This is a genomic window from Streptomyces crystallinus (genome assembly GCF_039521265.1).
GTDB classification, from domain to species: Bacteria; Actinomycetota; Actinomycetes; order Streptomycetales; family Streptomycetaceae; genus Streptomyces; species Streptomyces crystallinus.
This window is the reverse complement of sequence record NZ_BAAACA010000006.1, coordinates 299,434-325,788: the sequence shown is the minus strand read 5'-3', so window position 1 is coordinate 325,788 and position 26,355 is coordinate 299,434. Positions and strand designations below refer to the sequence as shown.

The following is a 26,355-nucleotide window of genomic DNA, read 5'->3' as shown; positions in this document are numbered from 1 at the left end:
GGCCCAGCACCGGTTCCCTAGGGCGAGTGGACGCCCGGCTGGTACTTGGGGAGCCGGACCGTGATCTTCATTCCGGCGCCGACCGCCGTCTCGATCACCAGGCCGTACCCGTCCCCGTACACCTGGCGCAGCCGGTCGTCCACGTTGGACAGGCCGATGCCGGTGGACGGGCCGGCCTCGCCCGCGAGGATGCGGCGCAGCCGGTCGGGCTCCATGCCGACGCCGTTGTCCTCGATGACCACCAGCGCCTCGGACCCGGCGTCCTGCGCGGTGATGCTGATGTGGCTCTTGTCGGCCTTGCCCTCCAGACCGTGCTTGACGGCGTTCTCCACCAGCGGCTGGAGGCACAGGAACGGCAGCGCCACCGGCAGCACCTCGGGCGCTATCTGGAGGGTCACCGACAGCCGCTCCCCGAACCGGGCGCGGACCAGCGCCAGATACTGGTCGATGGCGTGCAGTTCGTCGGCCAGGGTGGTGAAGTCGCCGTGCCGGCGGAACGAGTAGCGGGTGAAGTCCGCGAACTCCAGGAGCAGTTCGCGGGCCCGGTCCGGGTCGGTCCGGACGAACGAGGCGATCACGGCCAGCGAGTTGAAGACGAAGTGCGGGGAGATCTGCGCCCGCAGCGCCTTGATCTCGGCCTCGATCAGCCGGGTGCGGGACCGGTCGAGGTCGGCGAGCTCCAGCTGCACGGAGACCCAGCGGGCCACCTCGCCGGCCGCCCGCGCCAGCACCGCCGACTCGCGCGGCGCACAGGCGACCAGGGCGCCGAGCACCCGGTCGTCGACGGTGAGCGGGGCCACCACCGCCCAGTGCAGGGCGCAGCCGTCGTCGTCGCAGCGGATACGGAACGCCTCACCCCGGCCGGTCTCGCGGATGCGGCCGAGCCGCTGGAGGATCTCCGCGCTGTGGTGTTCCCCGGCCCCGTCCCAGGTCAGCACCGAGGACCCGTCGGTCAGACACAGCGCGTCGGTGCCCAGGAGGGTGCGCAGGCCCCGGGCGGCGCGGCGCGCGGTGTCGGGGGTGAGCCCGGCGCGCAGCGGGGGCGCGGCCACGGACGCGGTGTGCAGGGTCTGGAAGGTGGCGTGCTCGACGGGTGTGCCCAGATCGCCGAGCCCCTGCGGGCGCGCGGTGCGCCGCCCGGCCCAGAAGCCGGCCGCGACCAGGGGGAGGGCGGCCGCGAACATCCCGGCCAGGAACCCGTTCACGGCTGCGCCTGACGGGGCGTCGTGGGGCGCTTGTCCGCGTACAGCGCTTCCGGCAGATGGAAGCGGGCCAGTATCGCGGCCGTGCCCGCCGGGATCCGGGCGGCCGTCGCCAGGGACACCAGGATCATCGTCAGGAAGCCGAGCGGCACCGACCACAGGGCGGGCCAGGCGAGCAGCGCGAAGAGCGGTCCGCCGCCGGGCAGGCCCGCCATGGTGGCGGTGACCGCGAGCAGCGCCGAGCCGCCGCCCGCCACCATGCCCGCGACCGCGCCGGGCGGGGTGAGCCCGCGCCACCAGATGCCGAGCACCAGGAGCGGGCAGAAGGAGGAGGCGGAGACCGCGAACGCCAGGCCCACCGCGTCGGCCACCGGCAGCCCGCCCACCAGGGCGCTGGCCGCCAGCGGCACCGCGACCGCGAGCAGGGTGGCGAGGCGGAAGTGGCGCACGCCCCGGGTGGGCAGCACGTCCTGGGTGAGGACGCCCGCGACCGCCAGGGTCAGCCCGGACGCGGTGGACAGGAACGCCGCGAAGGCGCCGCCCGCGAGCAGCGCGCCGAGCAGGTTGCCGCCGACCCCGCCGATGACCAGGTGCGGCAGGACGAGCACGGCCGCGTCGGACTGGCCGGTGAGGGCGAGTTCGGGCGCGTACAGCCTGCCCAGGGCGCCGTAGACGGGCGGCAGCAGATAGAAGGCGCCGATCAGGCCGAGGACGACGACGGTGGTGCGGCGGGCGGCGACGCCGTGCGGGCTGGTGTAGAAGCGGACCACCACGTGCGGCAGGCCCATGGTGCCGAGGAAGGTGGCGACGATCAGCCCGTAGGTGGCGTACAGCGGGCGTTCCTGGCGGGCGTGGGCGAGCGGGGTGGACATACCGGCGCTGCCCGCGTCGCTGCCGGGGACCGGGTCGCCGGGGGCGAAGTCGAGGCGGGTGCCGCGCTCGACGCGGTGGGTGCCGGTGGGCAGCAGGAGGCGTTCGTCCTGGCGGCGCGTGCCGTCGACGGTGCCGGTGGCGGTGACGGTGAGCGGGGCGGCGAGCCGGATGTCGAGGGTGTCGTCGACGCGCACGGACCGCTGCTCGCGGAAGGCGGCCGGCTCGTCGAAGGCGACGCGCGGGGCGCCGTCGGTGTGCCAGGCGAGCACCAGGAACAGCGCGGGCACGGTCAGCGCGGTGAGTTTCAGCCAGTACTGGAAGGCCTGCACGAAGGTGATGCTGCGCATGCCGCCCGCGGCGACGGTGGCGACGACGACCACGGCGACCAGCACCCCGCCGAACCAGCGCGGCGCCCCGGTGAGCACGTGGAGGGTGAGGCCCGCGCCCTGGAGCTGCGGCAGCAGATAGAGCCAGCCCACCCCGACGACCAGGGCGGCCGCGAGCCGCCGCACCGAGCGGGATTCCAGCCGGGCCTCGGCGAAGTCGGGCAGGGTGTACGCGCCGGAGCGGCGCAGCGGGGCGGCGACGAACACCAGCAGGACGAGATAGCCCGCGGTGTAGCCCACCGGGTACCAGAGCATGTCGGGGCCCTGGACGAGGACGAGGCCCGCGATACCGAGGAAGGAGGCGGCGGAGAGGTACTCGCCGCTGATGGCGGCCGCGTTGAGCCGGGGGCCCACCGTGCGCGAGGCCACGTAGAAGTCGGAGGTGGTCCGCGATATGCGCAGGCCGAGCGCGCCGACGAGGACCGTGGCGAGCACCACGAGGGCCACGGCCGGTACGGCGTAGTTCTGGTTCACGTCTCCACGTTCCTCGGCGGCGCCGCGCGGGCGGTCAGCGGTCCTCGACGAGGCGGGCGAAGTCCTGTTCGTTGCGCTCGGCGCGCTTCACGTACCAGCGGGCGAGCAGCACCAGCGGCGGGTAGACGCCGAAGCCGAGCACGCCCCAGACGAGCCCGGGGTTCTGCGGCCGCACCGCGAACACCAGCGGCAGCGGCCCGACGAGCAGCACCAGCACGGCGAGCACGGTGAGCCCGGCGAGCAGCTGGCTGCGCATCAGGGAGCGCACATAGGTGTGGCCGAGGGTGGTCTGCTCGTCGATCTCGGTGCGGGGGCGGTGGCCGCCGGGCCCCCGGGTGCGCCGGGGCACCCCGGTGACGACGACGCGGCGTTCCGTCGGTTCCTGCGGCACGGCTGCCTCCCCAAAGCGCTGTGTCGCCAGAGACTAGCCGCGATGGCGCGACAGCAGCGTACCTATGTATCCTAGGTTTTAACCTAGAGGCCCTAGGAACAGCGATTCCGAGGTGCTGAGCAGCGACGACGGAGGTACGGGGCGCATGGCACGTGCGGGGCTCACGGCGGACCGGATCACGGCGGCCGCCGCCGACCTGGCGGACGAGAGCGGGTTCGAGAACGTCACCCTGTCGGCGCTGGCCCGGCACTTCGGCGTGAAGGACGCGAGCTTGTACTCGCACGTCAAGAACGTGCGGGAGCTGCGCATGCGGGTGGCGCTGCTGGCCGGCGGCGAGCTGATCGACGAGATCGCCGTCGCGGTCGCGGGCCGCTCGGGCCGGGACGCCCTGATGGCGTACGCCGACGCCTACCGGGCCTACGCACGGGCCCACCCGGGCCGTTACGCGTCGACCCAGATCCGGGTCGACCTGGATCTCGTCGCCGACGCGCCCGCGATGCGGCGGACCGTCGAGATCACCTACGGGATGCTGCGCGGCTACGGCCTGGACGAGCCGGACCTGACCGACGCGGTACGGCTGCTGCGCAGCACCTTCCACGGCTATCTGAGCATCGAGGCCCAGGGCGGCTTCCACCACGTACGCGATGTGGACGCCTCCTGGCGGCGGGCCGTGGCGGCCCTGCACCTCGCCCTCACCCACTGGCCCACCTCGTCCACGGAGGAAGCGAACCATGCCTGAACTGCCCGTACCCGGCGCGGGGCTGTACTACGAGATACGCGGCACGGGCCCCGTGCTGCTGATGATCCCGGGCGGGGGCGGGGACGCCGCCTCCTTCGACCGGGTGGGCGCGGACCTGGCCGACCGGTTCACCGTGGTCGCCGTCGACCCGCGCGGCAAGTCCCGCAGCGCCGCCGGCGAGCGGGGCCGCGACCAGCGCGTGGAGGTGCACAGCGACGACATGCACCGACTGCTCGCCGAGGTCTCGCCGACGGAGCCGGCGTACGTCTTCGGCAGCAGCTCGGGCGCGATCATCGCGCTCGACCTGCTGGCGCGGCACCCGGAGCGGGTGCGCCTGGCGGTGGCCCACGAGCCGCCGGCGCTGGGACTGCTGCCCGACGCGGACCACTGGCGGGCGGCCTTCGCGGGCGTGGCCGAGGCGTTCGGCCGCGACGGCCTGGAGGCGGCGATGGCCGCGCTCGGCGCCGTGGCGGGCCAGGAGAGCGCGGACGAGCCCGACGACGTACGGGAAGGGTCCGCCGGGGCGGGCGACCCGGCGGCCGACGCCGAGCGGTTGCGGCGGATGCGGGAGAACATGCCGCAGTTCCTGGAGCGCGAACTGCGGCAGTTCAGCGGCCATATGCCGGACCTCGACGCGCTGGCGGGGCACCCCGGGCAGCTGGTCCTGGCCTGCGGGCGCGCCTCCCGGGAGCTGCTGCTCGCCCGCCCGGCGGCGGTGCTGGCCGAGCGGCTGGGCACCGGGCTGGTCGAGTTCCCGGGCGGCCACGTCGGCCTGAGCACGCATCCGGTGCGGTTCGCCGGGGTGCTGCGGCGGACACTGACCTCGGCCGTGGCCGAGGAGGCGGCGCGGCAGCGCGGCAAGACGATGTAGCGGCCGGGGGCGCGCGGCAGCGTACGGAACCGGGCTCGCGAAAAAGGTCTGGACCAAACGGTTGACCGATTGGTCCAGACCTTCTACGTTGCCCAGCGATCCGCCCTGTCCCATCCCCCACGGCACCATCCCCCACGGCATCGCAGGGAGGAACGCATGTCCTCGTCGCCTTCGCCCTTACCGGGCCCGACCCCGCACCGAAGACTCCTCGCACTGCTCGGCGCCCTGCTGCTCCCCGTCGCCCTGCTCACCGGCCTCGGCGCCACCCCGGCGCACGCGGCGGGCGGGCTCACCGCCTCCTTCAGCAGCCAGGACAACGGCTCCTGGTGGAAGGGGACGTATGTCATCCGCAACACCACCTCCTCCCCCGTCACCGGCTGGACCCTGGAGTTCGACCTCCCGGCCGGGGTCTCCATCAGCGGCCACTACAACGGCGAGGCCACCGTCAGCGGCCGCCATGTGACGGTCAGGAACGCGTACTACAACGCGACCGTCCCCGCCAACTCGACCACCGAGCCGTACAGTTACTGGTTCGTCGCCAACGGTCCGATCGGCGCGCCCGGCGGCTGCACGGTCAACGGCGACAAGTGCGACGGCACCCCGGACCGACCGCCGTCCGCGCCCGGCACCCCCACGGCCACCTCGGTCACCGCGCACAGCGTCTCGCTCGCCTGGTCCGCCGCGACCGGCGGCGACTACCCGGTGGCCTCGTACGACGTGCTGAGCGGCGGTACGGTCGTGGCCACCGCCACCACCACCTCGGCCACGGTCGGCGGCCTCACCCCGGCAACCGCCTACGGCTTCACGGTCCGGGCCAGGGACACCCGGGGCAACCCCGGGCCGCAGAGCGCGGCGGTCACCGTGACGACCACCGACCCGGCCTCCGACCCCACACCGCCCACCGCGCCCACCGCGCTGCGCTCCACCGGCCGGACGTCCACGAGCGTGAGCCTGGCATGGAACGCGTCGAGCGACAACGTCGGCGTGGCGGCGTACGACGTTTACCGCGACGGGGCGCTCGTCCAGACGCTCCCCGCCACCACTCTCTCGGCGACGGTCGCCGGGCTGACTCCGGCGACCGCCTACACCTTCACCGTGAAGGCGCGCGACGCGGCCGACAACGCCTCACCCGCCTCCGCCGCGCTGACCGTCACCACCGACGACCAGGCGGGCAACGGCAAGTACCTGAAGGTGGGCTACTTCGCCCAGTGGGGCATCTACGGCCGCCAGTACTTCGTGAAGAACCTCGACACCTCGGGCTCGGCCGCCAAGCTGGACGTCGTCAACTACGCCTTCGAGAACATCGACCCGGTCAACCTGACGTGCCTGGCCGGGGTGACCAAGGGCACGACCAGCAACCCCCAGGACCCCGACCAGGGCACCGGCGCCGGGGACGCGGACGCCGACTACGCCCGGCCGTTCGCCGCCGCCCAGTCGGTCGACGGCGTCGCCGACGACGGCTACGCCAAGCTCCAGGGCAACTTCAACCAGATCAAGAAGCTCAAGGCCAAGTACCCGAATCTGAAGGTCGTCGTCTCGCTCGGCGGCTGGACGTACTCGAAGTTCTTCACGGACGCCGCCGCCACCGACGCCTCGCGCAAGAAGTTCGTCTCGTCCTGCGTCGACGTGTGGATCAAGGGCAATCTGCCCGCCTACAACGGCGCGGGCGGCCCCGGCACCGGCGCCGGGGTCTTCGACGGCATCGACCTGGACTGGGAGTGGCCCGGCTCGCCCGACGGCCACGCGGGCAACCACTACTCCACCGCCGACAAGGCCAACCTCACCCTGCTGCTCGCCGAGTTCCGCAAGCAGCTCGACGCGCTGGGCGGCCCGCACCGGCTGCTCACCGCGTTCACGCCCGCCGACCCGGCGAAGATCCAGCAGGGCTGGGACCTGAGCACGATCTTCTCGTCCCTGGACTTCGCCAATGTGCAGGGGTACGACTTCCACGGCGCCGGCAGCGACAACTCCTGGGAGCCCAACCGCACCGGCCACCAGGCGAACCTCTACACCGACGCCCAGGACCCGTATCCCACCCACTTCAGCGTGGACGCGGCCGTCCGGACGTATCTGGACGCCGGGGTCAACCCGCGCAAGCTCACCGTCGGCTTCCCGTTCTACGGGCGCGGCTGGCAGAGCGTCACCGACGGCGGGGCGCACGGCGAGTGGCAGGCGGCCAAGGGGGCCGCGCCGGGCCAGTTCCCTGAGGAGGCGGGGGTGCGCGGCTACAGCAACATGCTCTCCGGAGTGCCGGGGCTGACCGTGTACCACGACGAGCAGTCGGTCTCCACCTACGGCTACACCGGCGCCGACGGGCAGTGGTGGACCTTCGACGACACCTGGTCGATCGGCAGGAAGACGGCCTATCTCAAGTCGAAGGGGCTGCTGGGCGCCATGATCTGGGAGATGTCGGGCGACACCGCCGGTGGCACCCTGATGAACGCGCTGGCGGGAGGCCTCGGCTGAGTCACCTACGTACGTCTCCGGCGGCTCACTCCCGTACGTCCGGCGTGCTAGCCGATGCTCCGGAAGGCCAGCACCGCGTTGTGGCCGCCGAAGCCGAACGAGTCGCTGAGCGCGATGTCGCCGTCCAGCGGCAGGGAGCGCGGGCTGCCGCGCACGACGTCGAGGGCGATCCCGTCCTCGACGTCGTCGCACCCGGCGGTGGGCGGGATGAGCCCGTCGCGCAGCGCCAGGACGGTGGCGATGGCCTCCACCCCGCCGGCGCCGCCCTGGAGGTGGCCGAGCGCGCCCTTGTTCGCGGTGACGGGGACGTCGGGGGTGTGGGCGCCCAGGACCCGGCCGAGCGCCCTGGCCTCGGCCCGGTCGCCCTCGACGGTGGCGGTGGCGTGGGCGTTGACGTGGACCACGTCCGCCGCCGTGGCGTCCGCGTCCGCGAGGGCCGCCCGCAGCGCGGCCTCGATGCCGCGTCCGCCCGGTTCGGGGGCCGCCATGTGGAAGGCGTCGGCGGACAGGCCCCAGCCGGCGGCCTCGCAGTAGATGCGCGCGCCCCGGGCCCGGGCGTGCTCCTCGGCCTCCAGGACCAGGACGCCCGCGCCCTCGCCGAGGACGAACCCGTCCCGCCGCTTGTCGAAGGGGCGGGAGGCGGCGGCCGGTTCGTCGTTGCGGGTGGAAACGGCCCTCATGGCGGCGAACGCGGCCAGGATCACCGGGGTGATCACGGCTTCGGTGCCGCCCGCCACCACCAGGTCGACATGGCCGTCGCGGATACGGTCCACGGCCCGCCCGATGGCCTCGGTGCCGGAGGCGCAGGCCGACACCAGGGTGCTCGCCTCACCGAGGATGCCGAGGTCGATGGAGATCTGGGCGGCGGCCGAGGACGGCACCAGCATCGGCGCGGTGTGCGGCGAGACCGCGCGCGGGCCGCGCTCCGCCAGCCGCCGCTGGGCCTCCACCAGCACCGGCGCACCCCCGATGATCGACCCCATCGACACCCCGGCGCGGGCCGGCAGCAGCCCGCTCTGCCGGGCGCCCGCCAGGTCGAGGCCCGCGTCCCGCCAGGCCTCGCGGGCGGCGAGCAGGGCGAACTGCGCGGCTCGGTTCATCCGCCGCGCCATCGGTCTGGGCAGCAGCTCGGCGGGGTCCACCGCGGCCCGGGCGGCGAGCCGCACCGGCAGCGCGTCGAACTCCTCGCCCGCCAGCCGCCCGACCGCGGAGCGCCCCGAGAGGAGCCCCTGCCAGAGCCCGGGCGCATCGGGGCCGAGCGGGGTCAGCGCGCCCAGGCCGGTCACCACGACCCGCCGTCCGCCGGTCCCGGGTCCCTCGGGCCGTGCGACGCCGTGCGGGTCGACCCGGCCCACCCGCACCACCTGGCGCCGGCGCCGGTCGAGCAGGCGCTCCTGGTCGGGGCCGCCGCCCAGCGGGCGCAGGACGAGCCGGGTCCGGGCCTCGCTGGCGGGGGCGGTGCGCACCACGACGTGCCAGCGGTCCACGCCGGTCGCGACCACGTCGCCCGGTACGAGTTCGCCGGTGGTCAACAGCCAGCACTCCCCGCCCATGACCGACTCTTCGCTCATCGCCGCTCGCCGCTTCCAGGTTCGCACGGGTGAACGACCCCAGGGCGCCGCACAAGCCCCCTGAAGTCGATAAAGCGACCTGGAAACATCTTGCCCGTCCCGCCCGGGCCCGGCACCTCGGCGCCCGGGCGCGGTGGCTCGGAGCGGGGTTCACAGACAGGCTCTCAGGGCCGGCCCGCCTCCGGGATCGCCTCGCCGCGCCGCACCGGCTCCGGCGGGGTGCCGTCCCCGAACGGGCGGCCGCCCAGCTGCTCGCGGTGGTGGGGTGTCAGCCAGCCGGAGAGGTCGGGGCCCGCGGGCACGATGCCGGTCGGGTTGATGCCGGAATGGACCAGGTGGTAGTGCCGCTTGATGTGGTCGAAGTCGACGGTGTCGCCGAAGCCCGGGGTCTGGAAGAGGTCCCGGGCGTAGGCCCAGAGCACCGGGTCCTCGGCCAGTTTGTTCCGGTTGCACTTGAAGTGCCCGTGGTAGACGGCGTCGAAGCGCACCAGCGTGGTGAACAGCCGGATGTCCGCCTCGGTGATGGTGTCCCCGACCAGGTAGCGGCGGTCCGCGAGGCGCCCGGAGAGCAGGTCGAGCCGGCGGAACACCTCGCGGTAGGCGTCCTCGTACTCGCGCTGCCCGGTGGCGAAGCCCGCCCGGTAGACGCCGTTGTTGAGGTCGCGGTAGACCCCGTCCATGACCTCGTCGATCTCCTCGCGCAGCCCCTCGGGGTAGAGGTCGGGCGCCCCGGCCCGGTGGAGCTCGCGCCACTCGGTGGCGAGGTCGAGGGTGATCTGCTGGAAGTCGTTGGTGACCAGCTCGCCGCTGGGCACGTCCACGATCGCCGGGACGCTGACGCCACCGGAGTAGCCGGGCTCCCGCGCCTCGTACGCCTCGGCGAGGTAGCGGATGCCGAGCACCGGGTCCCGGCCGTCCGCCTGGAGGGTGAAGCGCCAGCTGCGGTCGTCCTGGATCGGGTCGGCGACCGCGAGCGAGAGGGCGTCGTCGAGGCCGAGCAGGCGCCGGGAGACCAGCGCGCGGCTCGCCCAGGGGCAGGCCCGGCTGACGACCAGCCGGTAGCGGCCGTACTCGACGGGCCAGCCGTCCCGCCCGTCCCGGGTGATGCGGTCGACGAAGTGGCTGCGCGAGCGCTTGAACGGCCTGCTCCCGTACCCGGCGTTGCCGCCGCTGCCCTCCAGGCCCGCCGTGTCGCTCTCCTCGGGGCGGCTCATCCCCGTCTCCTTCCCGCTGGACTCGCGTACTGGCGTACTCGTGCACTGACTGCGAGCCTTCCCCCGCGTCGGGAGATCTCCCCCGGGATGAGCCGCCCGGTCGAACCCCGTCCCCCGTCGGTGGGGGCGGCCCCGGTCCTAGCTGAACGGGTCGAGGGTCAGATACGCCTGCTGCGGATTGCCGTCGTTCACCAGCGACTCGTGGTGGCCCACGTCGTCGAAGGCGAAGGCGTACGCCTTGCCGTCGGCCATCCGGGCGTGCAGCTCACGGGCGTACTGGTTGGTCACCGCGTCCTGGTAGAACGCGGCGGAACCGGTGTCCGGCTGGTTGGGGTTGACCAGCAGCGTGGAGCGGTTGTAGCCGGCGCAGAGCGTACGGGAGATGGGGCCGCGCACCAGGTCGTTCGGGGCGTCCAGCAGTTTGTAGCAGCCGAAGACGCTGTCGGAGTCCGGTTTCTGGAAGCGGGTGACGACCGCGCCGGCGCTGTTGGTGAAGTCCATGGTGGAGCCCGAGACCCGGCCGTAGTACTTGGTGCCCGGCTGGTCCGCGAACGGCGTCACCGACAGCGTGGAGGTGCTGTACTTCTGCCACACCCGGTTGATGTAGTCGTCCAGCACGGTCCTCGGGAGCGCTCCGGACTCGATGCCGTGGCCGGGGGCGAGCGCGCGCAGCGGCGAGCCGTCGGGGCCGGTCTGGACGAGGTTCGCCCAGCCGCCGGGCGTGCCCCTGAGCGCGCCGAAGAAGCCGCTGTAGCCGCCGGGCTTGAGATGTCCGGTCGACCTGACGCTGCCGTCGCCCGCTTTCACCCCGACCGCGTACGGGGCCGAGACCATGTCGACCTGGGTGCTGTTGATCCACAGTCCGGCGTCGTTGAGGGTGTACTCGGACCAGTTGAAGAGGATGTTCCGGTTCGGGTCGCTGGGATTCTGCACCGCGGGCTGCACCAGCCCGCCCGTGGTGAGCTTGAAGACGAGCTTCTGGCCGTACGAGAAGTAGACGCGTCCGGAGAACTTGGGTATCCGGATGGTCGTGGACTGCCCGCTCGCCGGTCCCGGGATGGCGGCGTCGGGCGCCGGGGTGGGCGGATTGCCCCCGGCCGGCCAGGGGTGGAAGGTGCCGCCGGCGTCGGCCCAGCCCTGCTGGCCGGTCGAGAGCAGCGTTCCGAGGTTGTAGAGATAGACCGGCCCACCGCGACCGGAGTTGTTGGTCACGGTGAGCGGGACGGTCGAGGGCACGGCGGCGGTGGCGGGGGTGGCCGCGCCGGTGGCGGTGAACCCGGTGGCCACGAGTAACGCGGTGACCAGGGGTGCCAGCAGCTTTCCTTGGAGGGACACGCTCCAACTCCTCATCGGACTCGGCGGTTCATGGGGGGGCGCCGCGAGGGGAACCGACTCTTCCACCTCGTGAGAGCGCTCTCAGAATCGTGGTCCGGACCAGAGAGTGTCAATGAGCGTGCGTCAATTGCCTTGATGGATCAGAGGAGTTGGCGGGGCCGGGGTGTTCACTTGGTGTCGACAGCGCCCCGCCCTCTCCCCCGGCGTCACGGCCTCGGCGCCACCGAGATCACCCGGCCCCGGTCGACCCAGCCGCCGTGGCCGTCGCCGCCCGCCCAGGCGCGCACCGAGGCCGCCGCGGCCGTGGGCCCGGCGAGGATGTAGTCGGCGTTGCCGTCGCCGCTGAAGTCGGCCAGGGACACCCGGTCCGCCTCGTCGGTGAGGCCGGTGGTGGTGGTGCCGAGGTCGACCCAGCCGCCCCGGGTGTCGCCGCCCCGGTTGAGGAAGCTGCGGACCGAGCCGTCCGCCGCCACCACGCTGTAGTCCGGGCGGCCGTCGTCGTCGAGGTCGGCGAAGCGCACCCGGCTCGCCTCGGCGGTCACTCCGGTGGCGACCCGGCCCCAGTCCGTCCAGCCGCCCCGGCCGTCGCCGCCCCGGTTGAGGCGGACCCGTACCTCTCCGGTGGAGCCGAGGGTGACGTAGTCGGTCCTGCCGTCGCCGTCGAAGTCCGTGAACACCACCTGGCCCGCGTCCGCCGTGGTGCCCTCGGTGACATGGCCCAGCAGCTGCCAGCCGCCGTGGTCGTCGCCGCCCCGGTAGAGGCGGACCGAGACCGCGCCGCCGGTGTCCAGGGTGAGGCAGTCCGCGCGGCCGTCGCCGTCGAAGTCCGCGAACCGCACCCGGGCCGGGTCGGCGGGCAGCCCGCCGAGGATCCGGCCGGTCGGCTGCCAGCCGCCGTGTCCGGCGCCGCCCCGGTTCACCCGGACCGAGACACCGCCGTGGCCGTCGAGGGTGAACTGGTCCATGCGGCGGTCGCCGTCGAGGTCCGCCCAGCGCACCGCGTTGGCGCCGCCCGCCTCGGTGCCGGCGCCGAGCGCGGGCCCGCCGGACTCCCAGCCCTCGCGCCACACCGCGTCGAGGGGCTTGAAGAAGGACCACGCCATCCGCCGGAACCCGGCGTCGTTGGGGTGCAGCTGGTCGACGAACTCGGCCTGGGTGAGCGCGGGCGGCTCCACGTAACGGAACTTGTGCCCGGCCTCCGTCTCGGTCTCCTCCAGCTCCCTGGCCCGTACGTTGAACGCCTCCGCGGGCTCCTCCAGGCCGCTGGTGGTCGGGATGAGCCCCATCACGAGCACGCTGACGTCCGGCTTGTCCGCGTAGATCCGGTCGACGAGGGCGGCCAGGCGGTCGGGGGCGTGCGGCAGGTCGATGCCCCGGGCGATGTCGTTGATCCCGATGTGCAGCAGCACGACGTCGGGCCGGGCCCCGGCCATCCAGCCGTCGATGCCCGCGGTCAGCTGGTCGATGACATAGCCGCTGTGGCCCTCGTTGGAGAAGTCCGCGAAGCTGCCGGAGGCCTTGGAGCCCACGAACCGTACGGTGTAACGGCTTTCCAGCCGCATGATCTGGGACAGCGGGCGCCGGTACGAGGAGAGGGTGGGGCTTCCGCCGCCCCAGGTGATCGAGTCGCCCAGCGGCATCACCCGGAGCACCGGGGTGCCTCGGTGGTCGGCGGCCGAGGGGCTCGCGGGCAGCGTCGCCAGACACAGCGCGCCCGCGAGGGCGAGGAGACAGCGGGTCGACCGGATACGTCTCATGATCTTCCTCCAGCCGGAAAAGGCGCCGGTGGCGCCTTGCCTTGACGGTGCATCAGTTGCCACGGCAGTCATGGGATCACCCCCGACCACCGTCTCGCGCGTTCCTTTACAGCAGGAGAACCCGGCCGGAGCAGCGAACGGCGTCCGTGTTGACGCGCGCTGGACAAAGAAACGAGGGGCGGGACACGCCCCCTTGCCCGCATGACGAGCCGCGCGCACGGTACTCGCAGGACGAGAACGCGCGGACCCCGCGCACCGACACCGACCCCCGAGGAGGTGGCTTCGGATGACGGAGCCGATCAGCCCGGCCGTGGAGAAGCCCGAGAGCCCCGACACCGACGAATACCGCAGCGGCACTTCGGGCACCACCCTGCAGACCGCGCGCAGCGGTGCGGGTCAGCCACCCGCGACGCGCGGCCGTACGACGATCGCCGGCGGCGTGGTGGAGAAGATCGCCGGGCTCGCCGCGCGCGAGGTGCCGGGCATCCACGCGCTGGGCGGCGGGTTCGCCCGGACCATCGGCGCCATGCGCGACCGGGTGCCGAGGGCGCGGGGCGCCTCCGTCAGCCGGGGCGTGAAGGTCGAGGTCGGCGAGCGGCAGACCGCCATCGACCTGGACGTGGTGGTGGAGTACGGCGTGAGCATCACGGCGGTCGCGGCCGAGGTGCGCGAGAACGTGATCGCGGCCGTGGAGCGGATGACCGGCCTGGAGGTCGTGGAGGTCAACATCTCCGTCGACGACGTCCACCTGCCGGACGACGGCGCCTCCGAGGGCTCCGAGGTCCGGGTGCAGTAGCGGGAGCCGCCGGGAAATCCGGCTCATTCGGTGGGGGCCGCCGAGCCGATCCGGCGGCCCCCACCGCGAAGGCGCGTCGGCTCAGCCCAGCCGGACCGGGATCTCCTGGTAGCCGAAGGCGATGAACGACGGCACCTGGCTCAGCTCGTCCGTCGGCGCGGCCAGGCGCAGGTCCGGGAAGCGCTCGAAGAGGGCGGGCAGCGCGGTGAGCGCCTCCATCCGGGCCAGCGGCGCGCCGATGCAGCGGTGCACGCCGATGCCGAAGGCCAGGTGGTCGTCGGCGGCGCGGGTGGCGTCGAAGGACCCGGCGTCCTCGCCGTAATGGGCCGGGTCGTGGCCGGCCGCCGCATAGGTGGTGACGATGGCGTCGCCCGCCGGGATGGTGACCCCGTCGACCTCGATGTCGCTGACGGCGAACCGCAGCGGCAGGGTGGCGATGGACGGGTGCACACGCAGCACCTCGTCGATGACGTTGTCCCAGCTGATCTCGCCGGCGCGGACGGCGGCGAGCTGCTCGGGGTGGCCGAGCAGGTCGACGACGGCGTTGCCGATGAGGTTGACGGTCGTCTCGAAACCGGCGCCGATGACGAGCAGCAGCGTGTAGACGAGCTCGTCGTTGCTGAGCCGGTCGCCGTCCTCGTCCCGTACCTTGATCAGCTCGGTGGTCATGTCGTCGCCGGGCACCTCGCTCTTGAACGCGATGAGCGAGGGCAGCACATAGGCGATCTGCTTCTGGACGAACTCGGCGTGCTCGGGGCTGGGGTCGGAGGTGTCCATGATGGCCGCGATCAGCTGGGCCATGTCCTTCACCAAGTAGCCCGGGACGCCGAAGAGTTCGCAGATCAGCCGCATCGGCAGCGGGTGGGCGTAGGCCGCCTTGAGGTCGACAGGCTCACCCGAGGCGGCCGCCTCGGCCAGCGAGTCGAGCAGCTCCGCGGTGATCGCCTCCACCCGGGCGCGCATCGCCTCGGTGCGCCGGGCGGTGAAGCTGGGGGCGACCAGCTTGCGCAGCCGGGTGTGGTCGGGCCCGTAGGTGGAGAGCATGTTGATCACGCCGACCCAGCCCAGGATCCAGCCCCAGTCGGGGTGCTCGCCCAGCTCGGACCACAGACCCCAGTGCTGGCGGGGGTCCTTGCTGACCCGGGGGTCGAGGATCAGGGACTTGAGGGTGTCGTAACGGGTGGGCGCCCAGGCGGGGATGCCTCCTGGCAGCTCGACGGGCACCACCGTGCCGAGCGCGCGCAGCCTGGCGCTCTCGGCGGGGATGTCGGCGCCGAACGGGTCGAGGGGCACTCGCGTGGACGGGGTCATGCTCGTTCTCCTGGCTGGTCGGGGGTGCGCGGGGTGAAGCGGACGGGCAGCGACGTGAGCGAACGGTGGAACGGGCCGGGGCGCCAGGTCAGACGCCCGCGCTCGGTGGTGGGGTCGAGGTCGGGCAGCCACTGGGTGAGCCGCTCGATGGCCTCGGTGGCGATCAGCAGGGTGTGCTGCTTGACCGGGCAGCCGTGGTTGCCGGCCGACCAGGACAGGTGCGAGGCGTCGTGCGGGTGGTGCCCCCCGGCGTACGCGTGCTCGGCGAAGTGGCCGATGGCGCCGTAGGAGACGACCACCGGCACCGCGGCCTGGATCCATACGCCGTGGAAGCTCAGCGACTGGCGGGCGAAGTGAATGCCGTAGTTGGAGAGCGGCGTCTCGTACCGCAGCACCTCGGCCACCGCGTCCGTGACCGGGCGCGAGCCGCTGGTGAGGGTCGAGTAGTAGGCGGGGTTGCCGAGGATGCGCGAGAGCGCGTTGGAGACGAGGTTGGCGGTGGGCTCGTGGCCCGCGCCGAGGGTGAGGAACACCTGCCAGGTGACCTCCTCGGGGGTGAGGCCCGCCGGGTGGTCGAGGAGCCGGCTGGTGAGGTCGTCGCCGCGCCGCTCGCTCTTGGCGGCGATCAGTTCGAGCACATAGCGGCCGTACTCCATCTCGCCCTGGGCCGCCCGCTCGCCGCCCTCCATCATCTGGCCGAGCGCGTCGTTGAGGCGGCCGCTCTCGCTGTCGGGCAGGCCGAAGAGGTTGTTGAAGACCAGCGCCATCAGCGGCCGGGCGAACTCGGTGACCAGGTCGGCGCTTCCGGCCGGGCCGAACCGGCCCACCAGGATGTCCACCGCCCGGTGCACCCGCTCGCGCAGGTCGTGCGGCTCGACCAGGTCGAAGGCGTCCAGCAGGGTGCGCCGGTAGCGGACGTGGGCGTCGCCGTCCGCGAACAGGGCGTTGGGGCGCCAGCGCATCATGCCGAGGATCGGCGAGTCGGCGGCGACCGTGGCCTCCCAGGGCCTCGGGTCGTGCGACCAGGTGTCGCTGTCGTGCAGCAGGTCGAGGGCCGCCCGCCGGTCGGTGACGACGTACGCGGGCACGCCCGGGGCGAGTTCGGCCCAGCCGACCGGGCCCTGGGCGCGCAGCGCCGCGTAGTAGGCGTGCGGGTCGGCGGCGAAGCCGTCCTCCCACAGCCGCACCGGCGCGGAGAGCGAGAAGGCGGCTGCGGGGGCGGGGTAGGCGGGGTGGGCGTTCACCGGGTCTCCGGGCGGTTGCGGGCGATCAGGTGCTGGACGAGCGCGAGCAGCGCGTCGATGGAGGAGTTGGTGTCGCGGGCGTCGCACGTCACCATCGGGGTGTCGGGCTCCAGGTCGAGCGAGCGGCGCAGCTGCTCCTCGGTGTACGGGCGGGAGTCCGGGAAGGTGTTGAGCGCGACCGCGTACGGCAGTCCGGTCTCCTCCACCAGGCCCAGCACGTCGAAGGAGTCGTCGATGCGCCGGGTGTCCACCAGGACGAGCGCGCCGAGCGCCCCGTAGGCGATGTCCGCCCACAGCGAGCGGAAACGTTCCTGTCCGGGGGTGCCGAAGAGGTAGAGCACCACTCCCCCGCCCAGGCTGATCCGCCCGAAGTCGATGGCGACCGTGGTGGTGGTCTTGTCCCGGACCCCGGCGAGGTCGTCGACCGCGACCGAGGCCTCGCTCAGGTGCTCCTCGGTGTGCAGCGGGCGGATCTCGGAGACCGAGTCGATCAGGGTGGTCTTGCCCACCCCGAACGGGCCCGCGACGAGGATCTTCACCAGCTCGCGGGCGGTGTCGGGCAGATGGATCCCACGGGCCCCGGCGGCGCCGGTGGAGCCGGGGCTACTGCTTGAGGGCGCGGAGGCCATCGGCCACTCTCTTCAACAGATCGGGGGCGGGCAGGGCGGCGACGGGGATCGGCGGGCGGGCGCTCACCAGGCCCTGGTCGACCAGGTCGGCGGCGAGCACCCGGACGGCGGAGACCGGCAGTTCGAGCAGCGCCGCCGTCTCGACGACGGTGAGCGAGCCGCCGTCCAGCACATCGAGCAGGGCGTGCTGGGCGGCGGGCAGTCCGGCGGGCTCCGGCCCGCCCCCGCCGGTCAGCACGGAGAGCCGCTCCAGGCTGTTGCGGCTGGGCCGCGCGACTCCGCCGGTGGACAGATAGGCGGGGACCAGCGGGCGGCCGCCGCGGCGGCCCGTCATGCGTGGGTGGCGCCGTCGGCTCCGCGCGGGGCGGCCGCCATGGTCTTCTCGCCGAGCCGGGCCACCTGGGAGTGGACGCGGTGGGCGAGCAGGTCGAGCCGGACGTCCGGGTCGCCGTAGGCGGCCACACAGGTGCCGTGGGCGGTCGGCGCGACCAGGATGTAGCCGTGGTCCGACTCGATGACGACCTGGCGGATCCGGGCGTCCTCCTGGTCCGCGAAGGCGGCCGCGGCGGTGCGGCAGGCGCCCTGCACGGTGCTCATGATGGCGGCGGTGCGCTCGGCGGACGCCTGGGACAGCGCCTTGGTGTAGCCGGAGACGAGGCCGTCCCGGGTGAGCAGGACGGCGGCCTGGACGTGCGGGATCTCCAGGATCGCGTCGAGCACCCACGCCGTCTCGCCGGTAGTGCCGCTGTTCATCGCGGTTCGTTCCCTTCGGTGGACGCGGCGGAGCGGGCCGCGGCGGTGCCGGACTGGAGGGCGCCGAGTGCGGCGGCCGACTCCTCGGGGGTACGGGCGGGCGCCGCGGCCGTCTCGGCGGGCAGCGCGGCCCGGGCGCGGCGGCGCCGCTGGGGCAGCGCGTCGCCGTCGGGGGCGGGCTCGTGGGCGATCGCGCCGGTGGCGTGCACGGCGGCGGGCAGGGGCTGGGGCTGGGGCGCCGCGGGCTCCAGGGCGTACTCGGCGACGGGCTGCGTCTCGGCCGTCCGGGTGGAGCGCGGCGCGGCCGCGGCGGGCGGCCGGTGGGCCGGGTCGATCCGGCTCAGCAGATGGTTCTTGACCAGCAGCACCGCGCGCACCCCGCCGTACGGCGAGGGCGAGGACAGGTCCACCGAGAGGTCGAACTGCCGGGTGAGCTGGCCGATCGCGGCCAGACCCATCCGGGGCGGGTCGCCGAGCTCGGAGAGCAGGATCGGCTCGGTGCCGGCCACCATCCGCTGGGCGTAGGACCGTTCGTCGGGGCTCATACCGACCCCGGCGTCGTCGATGGTGACCGAGACGCCGTGGTGGGCGCGCTCCAGGTTCACCACGACCTCGGTGTCCGGGGCGGAGTGGCGCAGCGCGTTGTCGAGCAGCTCGGCCACGATGATCGCGACGGGCTCGACCGCGTGCGAGACGAGCGCGGTGCCGGTCTCCAGGTGGTTGTGGACCCGCACCCGGTGGTAGCCCACCAGTCGGGACTGGCCGCCGGTGACCGCGTCCACCAGGTGCGACTCCTCGCGGGCCAGGCCCACCCAGGCGCCGCAGACCACGGCGGTGACCTGGGCGCGCCGCAGCGACTGCTCGTTCTCGTGGTCGAGGGCGAAGAGCGTCTGGGCCAGCTCCGGGTCGTCGTAGCGCTGCTGGAGGCCGCGCAGCTGGTCCTGGAGGCGGTAGAGACCGGCCTGGATCTCCCGGGTGGCGCCGCGCATGCCCGCGCGGGCGGCGGCGTCGACGCGCTTGCGCTCCTGGGCCACGGCGGTGGCGACCCCTTCGAGGACGCCGTCGAGGCCCGCGCCGAGCTCGGTGCCCGCCAGGTCCGGGTGGAGGGGGCCGGGCACCTGCACGTGCGGATGCGCGGCCCGGGTCGCCTCGGCCGGGACGCGGCGCTGGGCGAGATGGGCGACCTCGGCGGCGTACGCCCGGGAGAGCCGGGTCACCTCGGCGCGGGCGCCCTCCCCCTGGGAGCGCAGCTCGGCGATCTCCTCCTGCTGCCGGGCCACCCGGCGCCGGGAGCGCAGCAGCCCGCCCCCGAGCACGAACGCGGACAGGGTCCCGGCCGCCAGGCCTCCGGCGGCCAGGTCCGGTATCTCAATCATCTGATGGGCCTTCGGGGGAGATCGGGAGAAGGGCATGTGGACGACCGCCCCGGAAGGCGAACGTGGCCAGTACACACTGTCATTGACCGGTCCCGCACTGTTTTACACGAAGATCCTTTCGAACCTGAACGCGGGAGTCCGATTCTTTACGAAACGTCAGAGTGTCGCCAGGGGTGGGGCTCTAGGGATTGTTGAAGAAGTTGCGGACCCAGTAGCGGCGGCGCCGGGAGCCGTTGCCGTACTCCTCGTCGTCGTTGTCGTCCGGGTGGTGCAGCACCGTCCAGCTCACCGCCGAGACGGCCGGTTCCAACGACAGCCTGCTCACCGCCTCTTCGAGGAGGCTGTCGTCGCGGCGCTCGGTGGTCAGCTCGGCGGCCACCGTCACCTTGCCCGGCGCGTCCGCGTCCTGGCTGTGCACCGAGCGCAGCCGGAACCCCGGCCGGGTCAGGGCCTGGACGGAGAGGATGCGTACATGCGCCTCCTCCGGCTCGGTGCACACCACCTCGAACAGATAGTCCGTGCCGACCTCGACCCCGCCGTGCGGCTCGCGGTCCAGCCGTCGCCCCAGCGGCCGCAGCAGCAGGTTGGCGCCGACCACCCCGGCGGTGCCGAGGGCGGCCACCCCGTAGAGGCCCGCCCCGGAGAGGGCGCCGACCGCCGCCGAACACCACAGGGTGGCGGCCGTGTTCAGGCCACGTACGCTCAGGCCGTCGCGCATGATGACGCCGGCGCCGAGGAAGCCGATGCCGGAGACGATCTGCGCGGCCACCCGCGAGCCGTCGTAGCCGCTGGTGCTGGTGGCGTCCACGAAGCCGTAGGTGGAGAGCAGCACGAAGAGCGCGGATCCGGCCGCCACCAGCGCGTTCGTCCGCAGCCCGGCCATCCGGGCCCGCCACTGGCGCTCCAGGCCGATGATGCCGCCATAGCCGAGGCCCGCGCCGATGTTGGCGGCCGTGTGCCACTCGTTGAGCATGGTCCCGTACTCCTCGCCGTCCGGATCTCCCCCCTCCTATCGGCCATCGGCGCCCCGGTGTTGAACCTGATCGGCGGGTGGGCCCCGTTCGGCCCTGGCTAGGCTGGGCGGACGCCGTCGCAGCGCAGGTACGGAGGAGCCTTGGAGATCCGGACCGCCCAGGAGCAGGCCTGGGCGAACAAGATCGAGAAGGGGTTCAACGTCACGGACGTGCCCCTGGAGTTCGGCCTGCTCACCGCCGAGGTGGGCGAGGCGTTCACGGCCTGGCGCAAACGGCTCCCGGACTTCGGCGAGGAGCTGGCCGACGTCCTGCTCTATCTGGTGGCGCTGGCCGAGATGAACGGCGTGGACCTGGACGACGAGGTCGCCCGCAAGCTGGAGAAGAACCGGCGCCGCGCGTATGTGCGCGACGAGCGGGGGGTTCTGGTGCGGGTCAGGGAGGGCTGAGGCCCGAAGCGCCGCAGGGGAACCGCATGACCGGCACACCGGTCGGCGGTTCCCCTGCGGCAGACAGAGCCGCTAGCTACGGCGGAAGACGGCCACCGTGCGCCCCGGGACGGTGAACGTGCCCGAACCCTTCTCGTACGACGCCGACTTCACCGCCGCGTCGCCGCCGGACGCCTGCACCGGGTGCAGGGCGTACCCGTGGCCCGCCAGGTCCGCGACCCGCTGGGTCTGCCGCTCCGGGGTCGCGTTGAAGACGACCACCAGAGAGCCGAGTCGCATCGTGATCACACCCGGCGTCTCGTCCTTGCCAGAGAGCGGGAAGGAGAGCGCCGACTGCACCTCGGCCGTGGTGGCCAGACGGAACGCCGGGTCGCTCGTACGGATCTTCAGCAGGTCCCGGTAGGCGGCCGAGGCCGCGGTGATCTCCGGGCAGCCCACGGTGAGCGAGGGGGTCGTCAGCAGGGGCTTGGCGTAGGCCCACTTGGACTGGTTGTCGGCCGCCGGCGGCAGCCCGCGGCCGAAGCCGTTGCCGTCCGCGCAGTCCCAGTGGATCGCGTTGAACCAGTCGCCGCTGTCGAAGGAGTTGCGGTCGAGCGACTTGGAGCGCAGCAGGTCCGTACCGGCCTGGGAGAGCGCCGGGCCCTGCGACAGCGTGGCGGTCGCCAGCGCGAGCACCTGCATCCTGGCCCGGTCGGCCGCCGAGGTGGTGCGCGGCAGCTTGAAGGCGAGCGCGTCGTACAGCGACTCGTTGTCGTGGGCGTCGGTGTACGCGAGCGCGTCGCCCGGGGCGTCGGCGTATCCGGCCGGGGCGCCGTTGTAGTCGACCTGCGCGCCCTTGACCGTACGGCCCAGGGTGTCGGTGAAGGTGTATCCGGCCAGGTTGCCGGAGAGGCCGACCTTGATCAGGTCCTGGTAGTGCAGCAGCCGGGCGCGCTGCTCGGCCGGGGTGCCGTTGGCGGTGGAGGAGTTGGGGTCGGTGTAGAGGCCGGAGGCGAAGCCCTGGACGCCGGGGTCCTCGTCGAAGGGGCCGCCGCCGCGCACCGCGTCGCGGGCCCGGTCCGAGAAGGTCGCGATCCCGGTGCCCGCCATGTTCTTCTGGGTGGCCTGGACGAACCGGGCGTCGTCGGCGACCTCGCCGAAGTTCCAGCCCTCGCCGTACAGGACGATCTTCTTGCCGTCGACGCCGTCCTCGGCCGGTGTCAGCGCGTCGAGCGCCTTGCGGACCGCGAGGATGTTGGCCTTGGGGTGATGGCCCATCAGGTCGAAGCGGAAGCCGTCGACCTTGTACTGCCTGGCCCAGGTGACCACCGAGTCCACCACGAGCTTGCCCATCATGGCGTTCTCCGGCGCGGTGTTGGCACAGCAGGTGGAGGTGGCCACGGTGCCGTCGGCGAGCAGCCGCTGGTAGTAGCCCGGCACGATCTTGTCGAGGACGGACTTGTCGGCCTGGCCGCTCGCCGCGGTGTGGTTGTAGACGACGTCCATCACCGTGCGCAGCCCGGCGCCGTTGAGGCCCTGGACCATACGCCGGAACTCGACCGTGCGCCGGGTCCCTTCGGGGTCGGTGGCGTAGGAGCCCTCGGGCACGGTGTAGTGCAGCGGGTCGTACCCCCAGTTGTAGGCGTCCTTGGCGGCGCTCTTGGCCACGCACGCCTGCTGCTCCGGCGAGTCCGGCGCGTACACCTTGAGGTCGCAGGCGGGAACGGCCTGGTCGGACTTCTTCTCCGGGATGGTGGCGATGTCGAAGGCCGGGAGGAGGTGGACGTACGAGGTCCCGGAGGCGGCCAGTTCCTTGAGGTGCTTCATGCCGTCGGAGCCGGTGTCCGTGAAGGCGAGGTACTGGCCGGGGTGGCGGGAGGTGCGGTCCGCGACCGAGAAGTCGCGGATGTGCAGCTCCTGGATCTGCGCGGCGCGCAGCGGTACGGCGGCGGGCTTGCGCAGGGTGGCCCAGCCCCGCGGCGCGAGCTTCGGGTCGGCGAGGTCGACGGCCAGGCTGCGGGCCGAGTCGGTGGTCAGGGCGGTGGAGTACGGATCGGTGACCAGGTTGGTGACGACCTTCTGGACGCTGGGCGCCCACACGGTCACGGCGTACCGGTACGGCTTGCCCGACCAGCTCCGGGGGCCCGTCACCGACCACACGCCGGTCGCGTCGTCACGGCGCATCGCGACCGTGCGGCCGTCGAGTTCGAGGGCGACCCGCCGGGCGGTCGGGGCCCAGAGCGAGAGCGTCGGGCGGCCGCCCCTGAAGACCGGGCCGAGCGAAGCCTTGGTGGCGCGGGATCCGTACAGGTCGTCGAGGACGCCCTGCGTCTGGACGCCGGTGGCGGCGAGCAGGGCGCCGTTGGCGAGGCGCTGGGTGGCGACGAGCTGACCGGTGAGGGCCTGGCCGACGCGGGCGCGGTCGCGCGGGTCGACGGTGAACGCCGCGTACTTCTTCAGGTGCGGGAACCGGGCCTTCTGCGCGTCCGTGAGGCCGCCGGGCACAGGGGTGAGCCGCAGCCAGTGGCCCTCGCCGGTGAGGACGCCGTCCTTGACGGCGAGGCCGCCCCCCGGCGCGTACACCAGCTGGTAGCTCGCGGCCGCGTTGCCGGTGTCCCAGGCGACGGTGTCGCGGTCGATCCACTGCGCCCGCGACTTCGACAGGTCGAGGTCGGCGGCGGAGCCGGAGGTCATGGGCAGAAGGTACTTCTCGACCCCGCCGAGCAGCCACACCTCGTGCGCGTACGTGGAGAAGTCCAGTGAGCGGTCGGAGCCGAACTCCTTGGTGTCGCCCTTGTGCAGGATGTAGCTGAGGCTGGTGGCGCCTTCCTTCAGCGGCACCTCGAAGACCGCGCCGAAGGCGTCGGTGCGCACCGGCGGCAGCGGGCTCGACCAGTCGGTGGGTGTCGCGGCCCCCGTCCAGGTGTGGATGCCCCAGCCGCTGTAGTCGCCGTCGGCGCGCCGGTAGTGGATGACGGCCTTGGTGGTGTCCTGCGGCGGGTAGGTGCTGGCGGGCGGCGTGGTGAGGACGGCGTCCTTGCCCTGCTCGACCCAGATCTCGCCGGTGCGGCCCACGTCGATGGTGCGGTCGGCGGTGACGTCCTTGTTGCCGTCCTTGTCGATGACGAGGAACCCGACGCCGGAGGCGCCCGGCTTCAGCTTGACGTACGCGAAGGCGCCGTAGGCGTCGCGGCCGGTGAAGGCGTGGCCCGCGGGCCAGGTGGTGGACTCGCCGTCGGCGAGGTCGCCCCAGGCGTAGAGCCGCCAGTCGGTGTAGTCGCCCGCCGGGCGCTTGTAGTGGACCACGGCGTAGTCCCGGCTCGTCGCGGTGGGCACCGGGTCGGTGGCGGGGGCGCCGCTGGTCGTCTGCGCGGTCGCGCTCGCGGTGCGCCCGGCCGAGTCGACGCCAACGGCCTTGTAGCGCACGGGGGTTCCGGGCGCCAGGGTGGCGGGCAGGTGCTGGACGGCCTTGTACGGGGCGTGGTCGGCGGAGCCGAGGACCTGCCACTCGCCGGTGCCGGTCTGGGCGGCGAACACCACCCGGTTCAGCTGCCCGCCCTCGACGTCCGCCGCGAGCTCGACGTCACCGGTGGCACCGGCCGCCGGGGCCTCGAGGGTCAGCGAGGGCAGCGCGGCCGGGGCGCCCAGCGGCTTGGCCGCCTTGTAGACGACGGCCGAGAGGGCCGGCACCCGCACCGCGATACGGCGGTCGGCGCCGCTGGCGAGGGTGCCCGAGGCACCGTAGATCCCGGTGAACGCGGTGTCCGCGGAGCCGGTCGCGAACTCGGCGCTCCGCTCCTCGGCCGCGTTGTTGACGGCGACGACGTACTCGGTCCCGGTCCTCGCGTCGGTGCGGGAGAAGGCGTAGATCCCCTTGCCCCGCGCCGCGTACCGCTCGCTCTGCACACCGTCGGCGAGCGCCGGGTTCTGCTTTCGGAGCTTCGAGAGAGCAGCGATCGCCTTGTAGAGAGGGTGCTCCGGATCGAAAGCGCTGCTCTCGTGCGTACGGCTGGTGCCTATCTGCGTGTCGTCGAGATAGTCCGCGACCTTGGACGGGAACATCGTCTGCCGGGCGTCCTTGTCGCCACCGGAGCCGGTGAAGCCCTGCTCGTCGCCGTAGTAGACCACCGGGTTGCCCCGGCTGAGGAACATCAGCTCATGGGCGAGCCGGTCGCGGCGCAGCAGCTCGGCGGCGTCGGCCTTCGGGTTGTCCTGGACCAGGAAGGCGCCGATCCGGCCCATGTCGTGGTTGCCGAGGAAGGTCACCTGCTCATAGGCGTTGGCCTTGTCGGTGGTGTAGCGGTAGTCCTGGCCCAGCGCCGCGCCCAGGTCGTCCGCCGAACCGCCCTGCGAGACGTAACTCCGCATCGCCTGCTGGTAGGGGAAGTCAAGCGTCGCGTCCAGCCGCCCCCGGCGGACGTACGGGGAGGTCACCGACGGGTCGGCGGAGTACACCTCGCCGTAGATGAAGAAGTCCCGGCGCCCGTGCTTGGCCGCGTAGGCGTCCAGGGCGGTCGCCCACTGGGTCCAGAAGTCCATGTCGACGTGCTTGACGGTGTCGACGCGGAAGCCGTCCACGTCGAAGTCCTTCACCCACTTCTCGTAGATCTTCTCCATGCCCCGGACGACCTCGGGCCGCTCGGTCCACAGGTCGTCCAGGCCCGAGAAGTCGCCGTACTCCGCGCTCTCCCCCGCGAAGGTCGAGTCGCCCCGGTTGTGGTACAGGGCGGGGTCGTTGAGCCACGCCGGGACCTTGGCGTCCTTCTCGGCGGCCGGCACGGTCGGGGTGTACGGGAAGGAGCCGGGGCCGACGGCCGGGAAGCCCTTGCCTCCGGCCGCGTACGCGCTGTCGTCGAAGGGCACGCCGTCCTTGGTCAGATACGGGAAGGCGCCCTTGGAGAGGTACGCGGAGCTCTGCTCCCGGTGGCCGATGACGTCGGCGGTGTGGTTGGTGATGACGTCGAAGAAGACCTTCATGCCCTTGGCGTGGGCCGCCTCGATCAGCCGGGCGAGGTCGGCGTTGGTGCCGAAGTGCGGGTCGACCTGGGTGAAGTCGGTGATCCAGTAGCCGTGGTAGCCGGCGCTCTGGTCGGCGCCGGTGCCCTGGACCGGCTTGTTCTTGAAGATCGGCGCCAGCCAGATCGCGGTGCTGCCGAGCCCCTTGATGTAGTCCAGCTTCCCGGTCAGCCCCTTGAGGTCGCCGCCCTGGTAGAAGCCCTTGTCGGTCGGGTCGTAGCCGGTGACCGAGCGGCCGCCGGTCAGCCCGCCCCGGTTGTTGGCGCTGTCGCCGTCCGCGAACCGGTCGGGCAGGACGAAGTAGGGCTGTTCCCGGGTGAGTTCGTGCCGGGCGGGCTCGGCGGCGAGCCGGGCGTCGGACGGCGGGGCCGGGGGCCCGGCGGGCGCCGGTTGCGCCGCGGGCGCGGCCGACGCCAGCAGGGCGAGGGCCACGGCGGCGGTGACGGCGGTTCGGCGCAAAGAGCCGATCACGGACGTACTCCTTCTGCGGAGGGACTGCGGATACGGGGCACGAGGGGAGCGTCGGACCGGCCGGCCGGACGCGCCAGGGGG

The 26,355-nt window shown here is 73.0% G+C and carries 20 protein-coding genes; 5 read left to right on the top strand and 15 right to left on the bottom strand.

The window, feature by feature from the left end; genetic code table 11:
• Positions 1 to 17: 17 nt before the first annotated feature.
• Genes ABD236_RS05400 through ABD236_RS05390 form a run of 3 tightly spaced genes read right to left on the bottom strand, consistent with a single transcriptional unit; the run spans position 18 to position 3,326 of the window.
• Positions 18 to 1,205 carry a sensor histidine kinase gene (locus ABD236_RS05400; protein WP_344070688.1) on the bottom strand — a complete coding sequence of 396 codons (1,188 nt, stop codon included), beginning with the start codon at positions 1,203 to 1,205 and terminating at the stop codon, positions 18 to 20.
• Positions 1,202 to 2,935: a sodium/solute symporter gene (locus ABD236_RS05395; RefSeq protein WP_344070686.1), complete on the bottom strand. Its 1,734-nt coding sequence runs from the start codon at positions 2,933 to 2,935 to the stop codon at positions 1,202 to 1,204. Before ABD236_RS05395 ends, ABD236_RS05400 begins: the two co-directional genes overlap by 4 nt.
• A 34-nt stretch (positions 2,936 to 2,969) precedes the next feature.
• Entirely contained in the window at positions 2,970 to 3,326 is a 357-nt protein-coding gene (locus ABD236_RS05390; protein ID WP_344070684.1) for a hypothetical protein, read from the bottom strand.
• A gap of 145 nt (positions 3,327 to 3,471) precedes the next feature.
• Between ABD236_RS05390 and ABD236_RS05385 the strand changes: the two genes are divergently transcribed.
• The 3 genes from ABD236_RS05385 (at position 3,472) to ABD236_RS05375 (ending at position 7,402) form a co-directional block, all read left to right on the top strand.
• Complete coding sequence (locus tag ABD236_RS05385) at positions 3,472 to 4,065, top strand: TetR/AcrR family transcriptional regulator (protein WP_344070681.1); 594 nt, start codon at positions 3,472 to 3,474, stop codon at positions 4,063 to 4,065.
• Positions 4,058 to 4,936, top strand: coding sequence for an alpha/beta fold hydrolase (locus tag ABD236_RS05380; RefSeq protein ID WP_344070679.1), 879 nt, complete (start codon positions 4,058 to 4,060; stop codon positions 4,934 to 4,936). Before ABD236_RS05385 ends, ABD236_RS05380 begins: the two co-directional genes overlap by 8 nt.
• 156 nt (positions 4,937 to 5,092) lie before the next feature.
• A complete protein-coding gene (locus ABD236_RS05375) occupies positions 5,093 to 7,402 on the top strand; it encodes a glycosyl hydrolase family 18 protein (RefSeq protein WP_344070676.1) in 2,310 nt (769 codons plus the stop codon).
• 47 nt (positions 7,403 to 7,449) lie between these two features.
• On the opposite strand, the gene ABD236_RS05370 is transcribed toward ABD236_RS05375, so the two are convergent.
• From ABD236_RS05370 to ABD236_RS05355, 4 genes are all read right to left on the bottom strand, one after another.
• Positions 7,450 to 8,973 (bottom strand): beta-ketoacyl-[acyl-carrier-protein] synthase family protein, encoded by a 1,524-nt coding sequence (locus ABD236_RS05370; protein WP_344070674.1) that lies wholly within the window; start codon positions 8,971 to 8,973, stop codon positions 7,450 to 7,452.
• Positions 8,974 to 9,137: 164 nt separating this feature from the next.
• A complete protein-coding gene (locus ABD236_RS05365) occupies positions 9,138 to 10,187 on the bottom strand; it encodes a glutathione S-transferase family protein (protein WP_344070672.1) in 1,050 nt (349 codons plus the stop codon).
• Positions 10,188 to 10,325: 138 nt separating this feature from the next.
• Positions 10,326 to 11,504: a glycoside hydrolase family 64 protein gene (locus tag ABD236_RS05360; protein ID WP_425543826.1), complete on the bottom strand. Its 1,179-nt coding sequence runs from the start codon at positions 11,502 to 11,504 to the stop codon at positions 10,326 to 10,328.
• A gap of 224 nt (positions 11,505 to 11,728) precedes the next feature.
• Entirely contained in the window at positions 11,729 to 13,279 is a 1,551-nt protein-coding gene (locus tag ABD236_RS05355; protein WP_344070668.1) for an FG-GAP-like repeat-containing protein, read from the bottom strand.
• A 286-nt stretch (positions 13,280 to 13,565) separates the two neighbouring features.
• Here ABD236_RS05355 and ABD236_RS05350 point away from each other — a divergent pair, with 286 nt between their 5' ends.
• Positions 13,566 to 14,075 (top strand): Asp23/Gls24 family envelope stress response protein, encoded by a 510-nt coding sequence (locus ABD236_RS05350; RefSeq protein WP_344070666.1) that lies wholly within the window; start codon positions 13,566 to 13,568, stop codon positions 14,073 to 14,075.
• Between the two features lie 81 nt (positions 14,076 to 14,156).
• Here ABD236_RS05350 and ABD236_RS05345 read toward each other — a convergent pair whose 3' ends face one another.
• The 7 genes from ABD236_RS05345 to ABD236_RS05315 all read right to left on the bottom strand — a co-directional run bounded on the left by ABD236_RS05345 (position 14,157) and on the right by ABD236_RS05315 (position 20,361).
• Positions 14,157 to 15,386: a cytochrome P450 family protein gene (locus tag ABD236_RS05345; RefSeq protein WP_344070664.1), complete on the bottom strand. Its 1,230-nt coding sequence runs from the start codon at positions 15,384 to 15,386 to the stop codon at positions 14,157 to 14,159.
• Entirely contained in the window at positions 15,383 to 16,630 is a 1,248-nt protein-coding gene (locus ABD236_RS05340) for a cytochrome P450 family protein (protein ID WP_344070662.1), read from the bottom strand. Before ABD236_RS05340 ends, ABD236_RS05345 begins: the two co-directional genes overlap by 4 nt.
• Positions 16,627 to 17,259: a GTP-binding protein gene (locus tag ABD236_RS05335; RefSeq protein WP_344070660.1), complete on the bottom strand. Its 633-nt coding sequence runs from the start codon at positions 17,257 to 17,259 to the stop codon at positions 16,627 to 16,629. The genes ABD236_RS05340 and ABD236_RS05335 overlap by 4 nt, the downstream gene beginning before the upstream one ends.
• Entirely contained in the window at positions 17,234 to 17,593 is a 360-nt protein-coding gene (locus ABD236_RS05330) for a DUF742 domain-containing protein (RefSeq protein ID WP_344070658.1), read from the bottom strand. Before ABD236_RS05330 ends, ABD236_RS05335 begins: the two co-directional genes overlap by 26 nt.
• Positions 17,590 to 18,012 (bottom strand): roadblock/LC7 domain-containing protein, encoded by a 423-nt coding sequence (locus tag ABD236_RS05325; RefSeq protein WP_344070656.1) that lies wholly within the window; start codon positions 18,010 to 18,012, stop codon positions 17,590 to 17,592. Before ABD236_RS05325 ends, ABD236_RS05330 begins: the two co-directional genes overlap by 4 nt.
• On the bottom strand, positions 18,009 to 19,388 hold the full coding sequence (locus ABD236_RS05320) for an ATP-binding protein (RefSeq protein ID WP_344070654.1): 1,380 nt from the start codon (positions 19,386 to 19,388) through the stop codon (positions 18,009 to 18,011). Before ABD236_RS05320 ends, ABD236_RS05325 begins: the two co-directional genes overlap by 4 nt.
• Before the next feature lie 181 nt (positions 19,389 to 19,569).
• The gene (locus tag ABD236_RS05315) at positions 19,570 to 20,361 is read right to left on the bottom strand and encodes an MgtC/SapB family protein (protein ID WP_344070652.1); all 792 of its coding nucleotides are present in this window, start codon (positions 20,359 to 20,361) and stop codon (positions 19,570 to 19,572) included.
• A 141-nt stretch (positions 20,362 to 20,502) separates the two neighbouring features.
• On the opposite strand from ABD236_RS05315, the gene ABD236_RS05310 reads away from it, so the two are divergent.
• Complete coding sequence (locus tag ABD236_RS05310) at positions 20,503 to 20,808, top strand: MazG nucleotide pyrophosphohydrolase domain-containing protein (RefSeq protein WP_344070651.1); 306 nt, start codon at positions 20,503 to 20,505, stop codon at positions 20,806 to 20,808.
• A 72-nt stretch (positions 20,809 to 20,880) separates the two neighbouring features.
• Here the strand turns inward: ABD236_RS05310 and pulA are convergent, their stop codons facing one another.
• On the bottom strand, positions 20,881 to 26,271 hold the full coding sequence (pulA, locus tag ABD236_RS05305; protein WP_425543825.1) for a pullulanase-type alpha-1,6-glucosidase: 5,391 nt from the start codon (positions 26,269 to 26,271) through the stop codon (positions 20,881 to 20,883).
• Positions 26,272 to 26,355 lie beyond the last annotated feature (84 nt).

What these genes read in the sequence shown, in the direction of transcription:
- ABD236_RS05385 (WP_344070681.1), top strand. Translation starts at nt 3,472, where the DNA reads ATGGCACGTGCGGGGCTCACGGCGGACCGGATCACGGCGGCCGCCGCC.
- ABD236_RS05380 (WP_344070679.1), top strand. Translation starts at nt 4,058, where the DNA reads ATGCCTGAACTGCCCGTACCCGGCGCGGGGCTGTACTACGAGATACGC.
- ABD236_RS05375 (WP_344070676.1), top strand. Translation starts at nt 5,093, where the DNA reads ATGTCCTCGTCGCCTTCGCCCTTACCGGGCCCGACCCCGCACCGAAGA.
- ABD236_RS05370 (WP_344070674.1), bottom strand. Translation starts at nt 8,973, where the DNA reads ATGAGCGAAGAGTCGGTCATGGGCGGGGAGTGCTGGCTGTTGACCACC.
- ABD236_RS05365 (WP_344070672.1), bottom strand. Translation starts at nt 10,187, where the DNA reads ATGAGCCGCCCCGAGGAGAGCGACACGGCGGGCCTGGAGGGCAGCGGC.
- ABD236_RS05355 (WP_344070668.1), bottom strand. Translation starts at nt 13,279, where the DNA reads ATGAGACGTATCCGGTCGACCCGCTGTCTCCTCGCCCTCGCGGGCGCG.
- ABD236_RS05350 (WP_344070666.1), top strand. Translation starts at nt 13,566, where the DNA reads ATGACGGAGCCGATCAGCCCGGCCGTGGAGAAGCCCGAGAGCCCCGAC.
- ABD236_RS05345 (WP_344070664.1), bottom strand. Translation starts at nt 15,386, where the DNA reads ATGACCCCGTCCACGCGAGTGCCCCTCGACCCGTTCGGCGCCGACATC.
- ABD236_RS05335 (WP_344070660.1), bottom strand. Translation starts at nt 17,259, where the DNA reads ATGGCCTCCGCGCCCTCAAGCAGTAGCCCCGGCTCCACCGGCGCCGCC.
- ABD236_RS05330 (WP_344070658.1), bottom strand. Translation starts at nt 17,593, where the DNA reads ATGACGGGCCGCCGCGGCGGCCGCCCGCTGGTCCCCGCCTATCTGTCC.
- ABD236_RS05325 (WP_344070656.1), bottom strand. Translation starts at nt 18,012, where the DNA reads ATGAACAGCGGCACTACCGGCGAGACGGCGTGGGTGCTCGACGCGATC.
- ABD236_RS05320 (WP_344070654.1), bottom strand. Translation starts at nt 19,388, where the DNA reads ATGATTGAGATACCGGACCTGGCCGCCGGAGGCCTGGCGGCCGGGACC.
- ABD236_RS05315 (WP_344070652.1), bottom strand. Translation starts at nt 20,361, where the DNA reads ATGCTCAACGAGTGGCACACGGCCGCCAACATCGGCGCGGGCCTCGGC.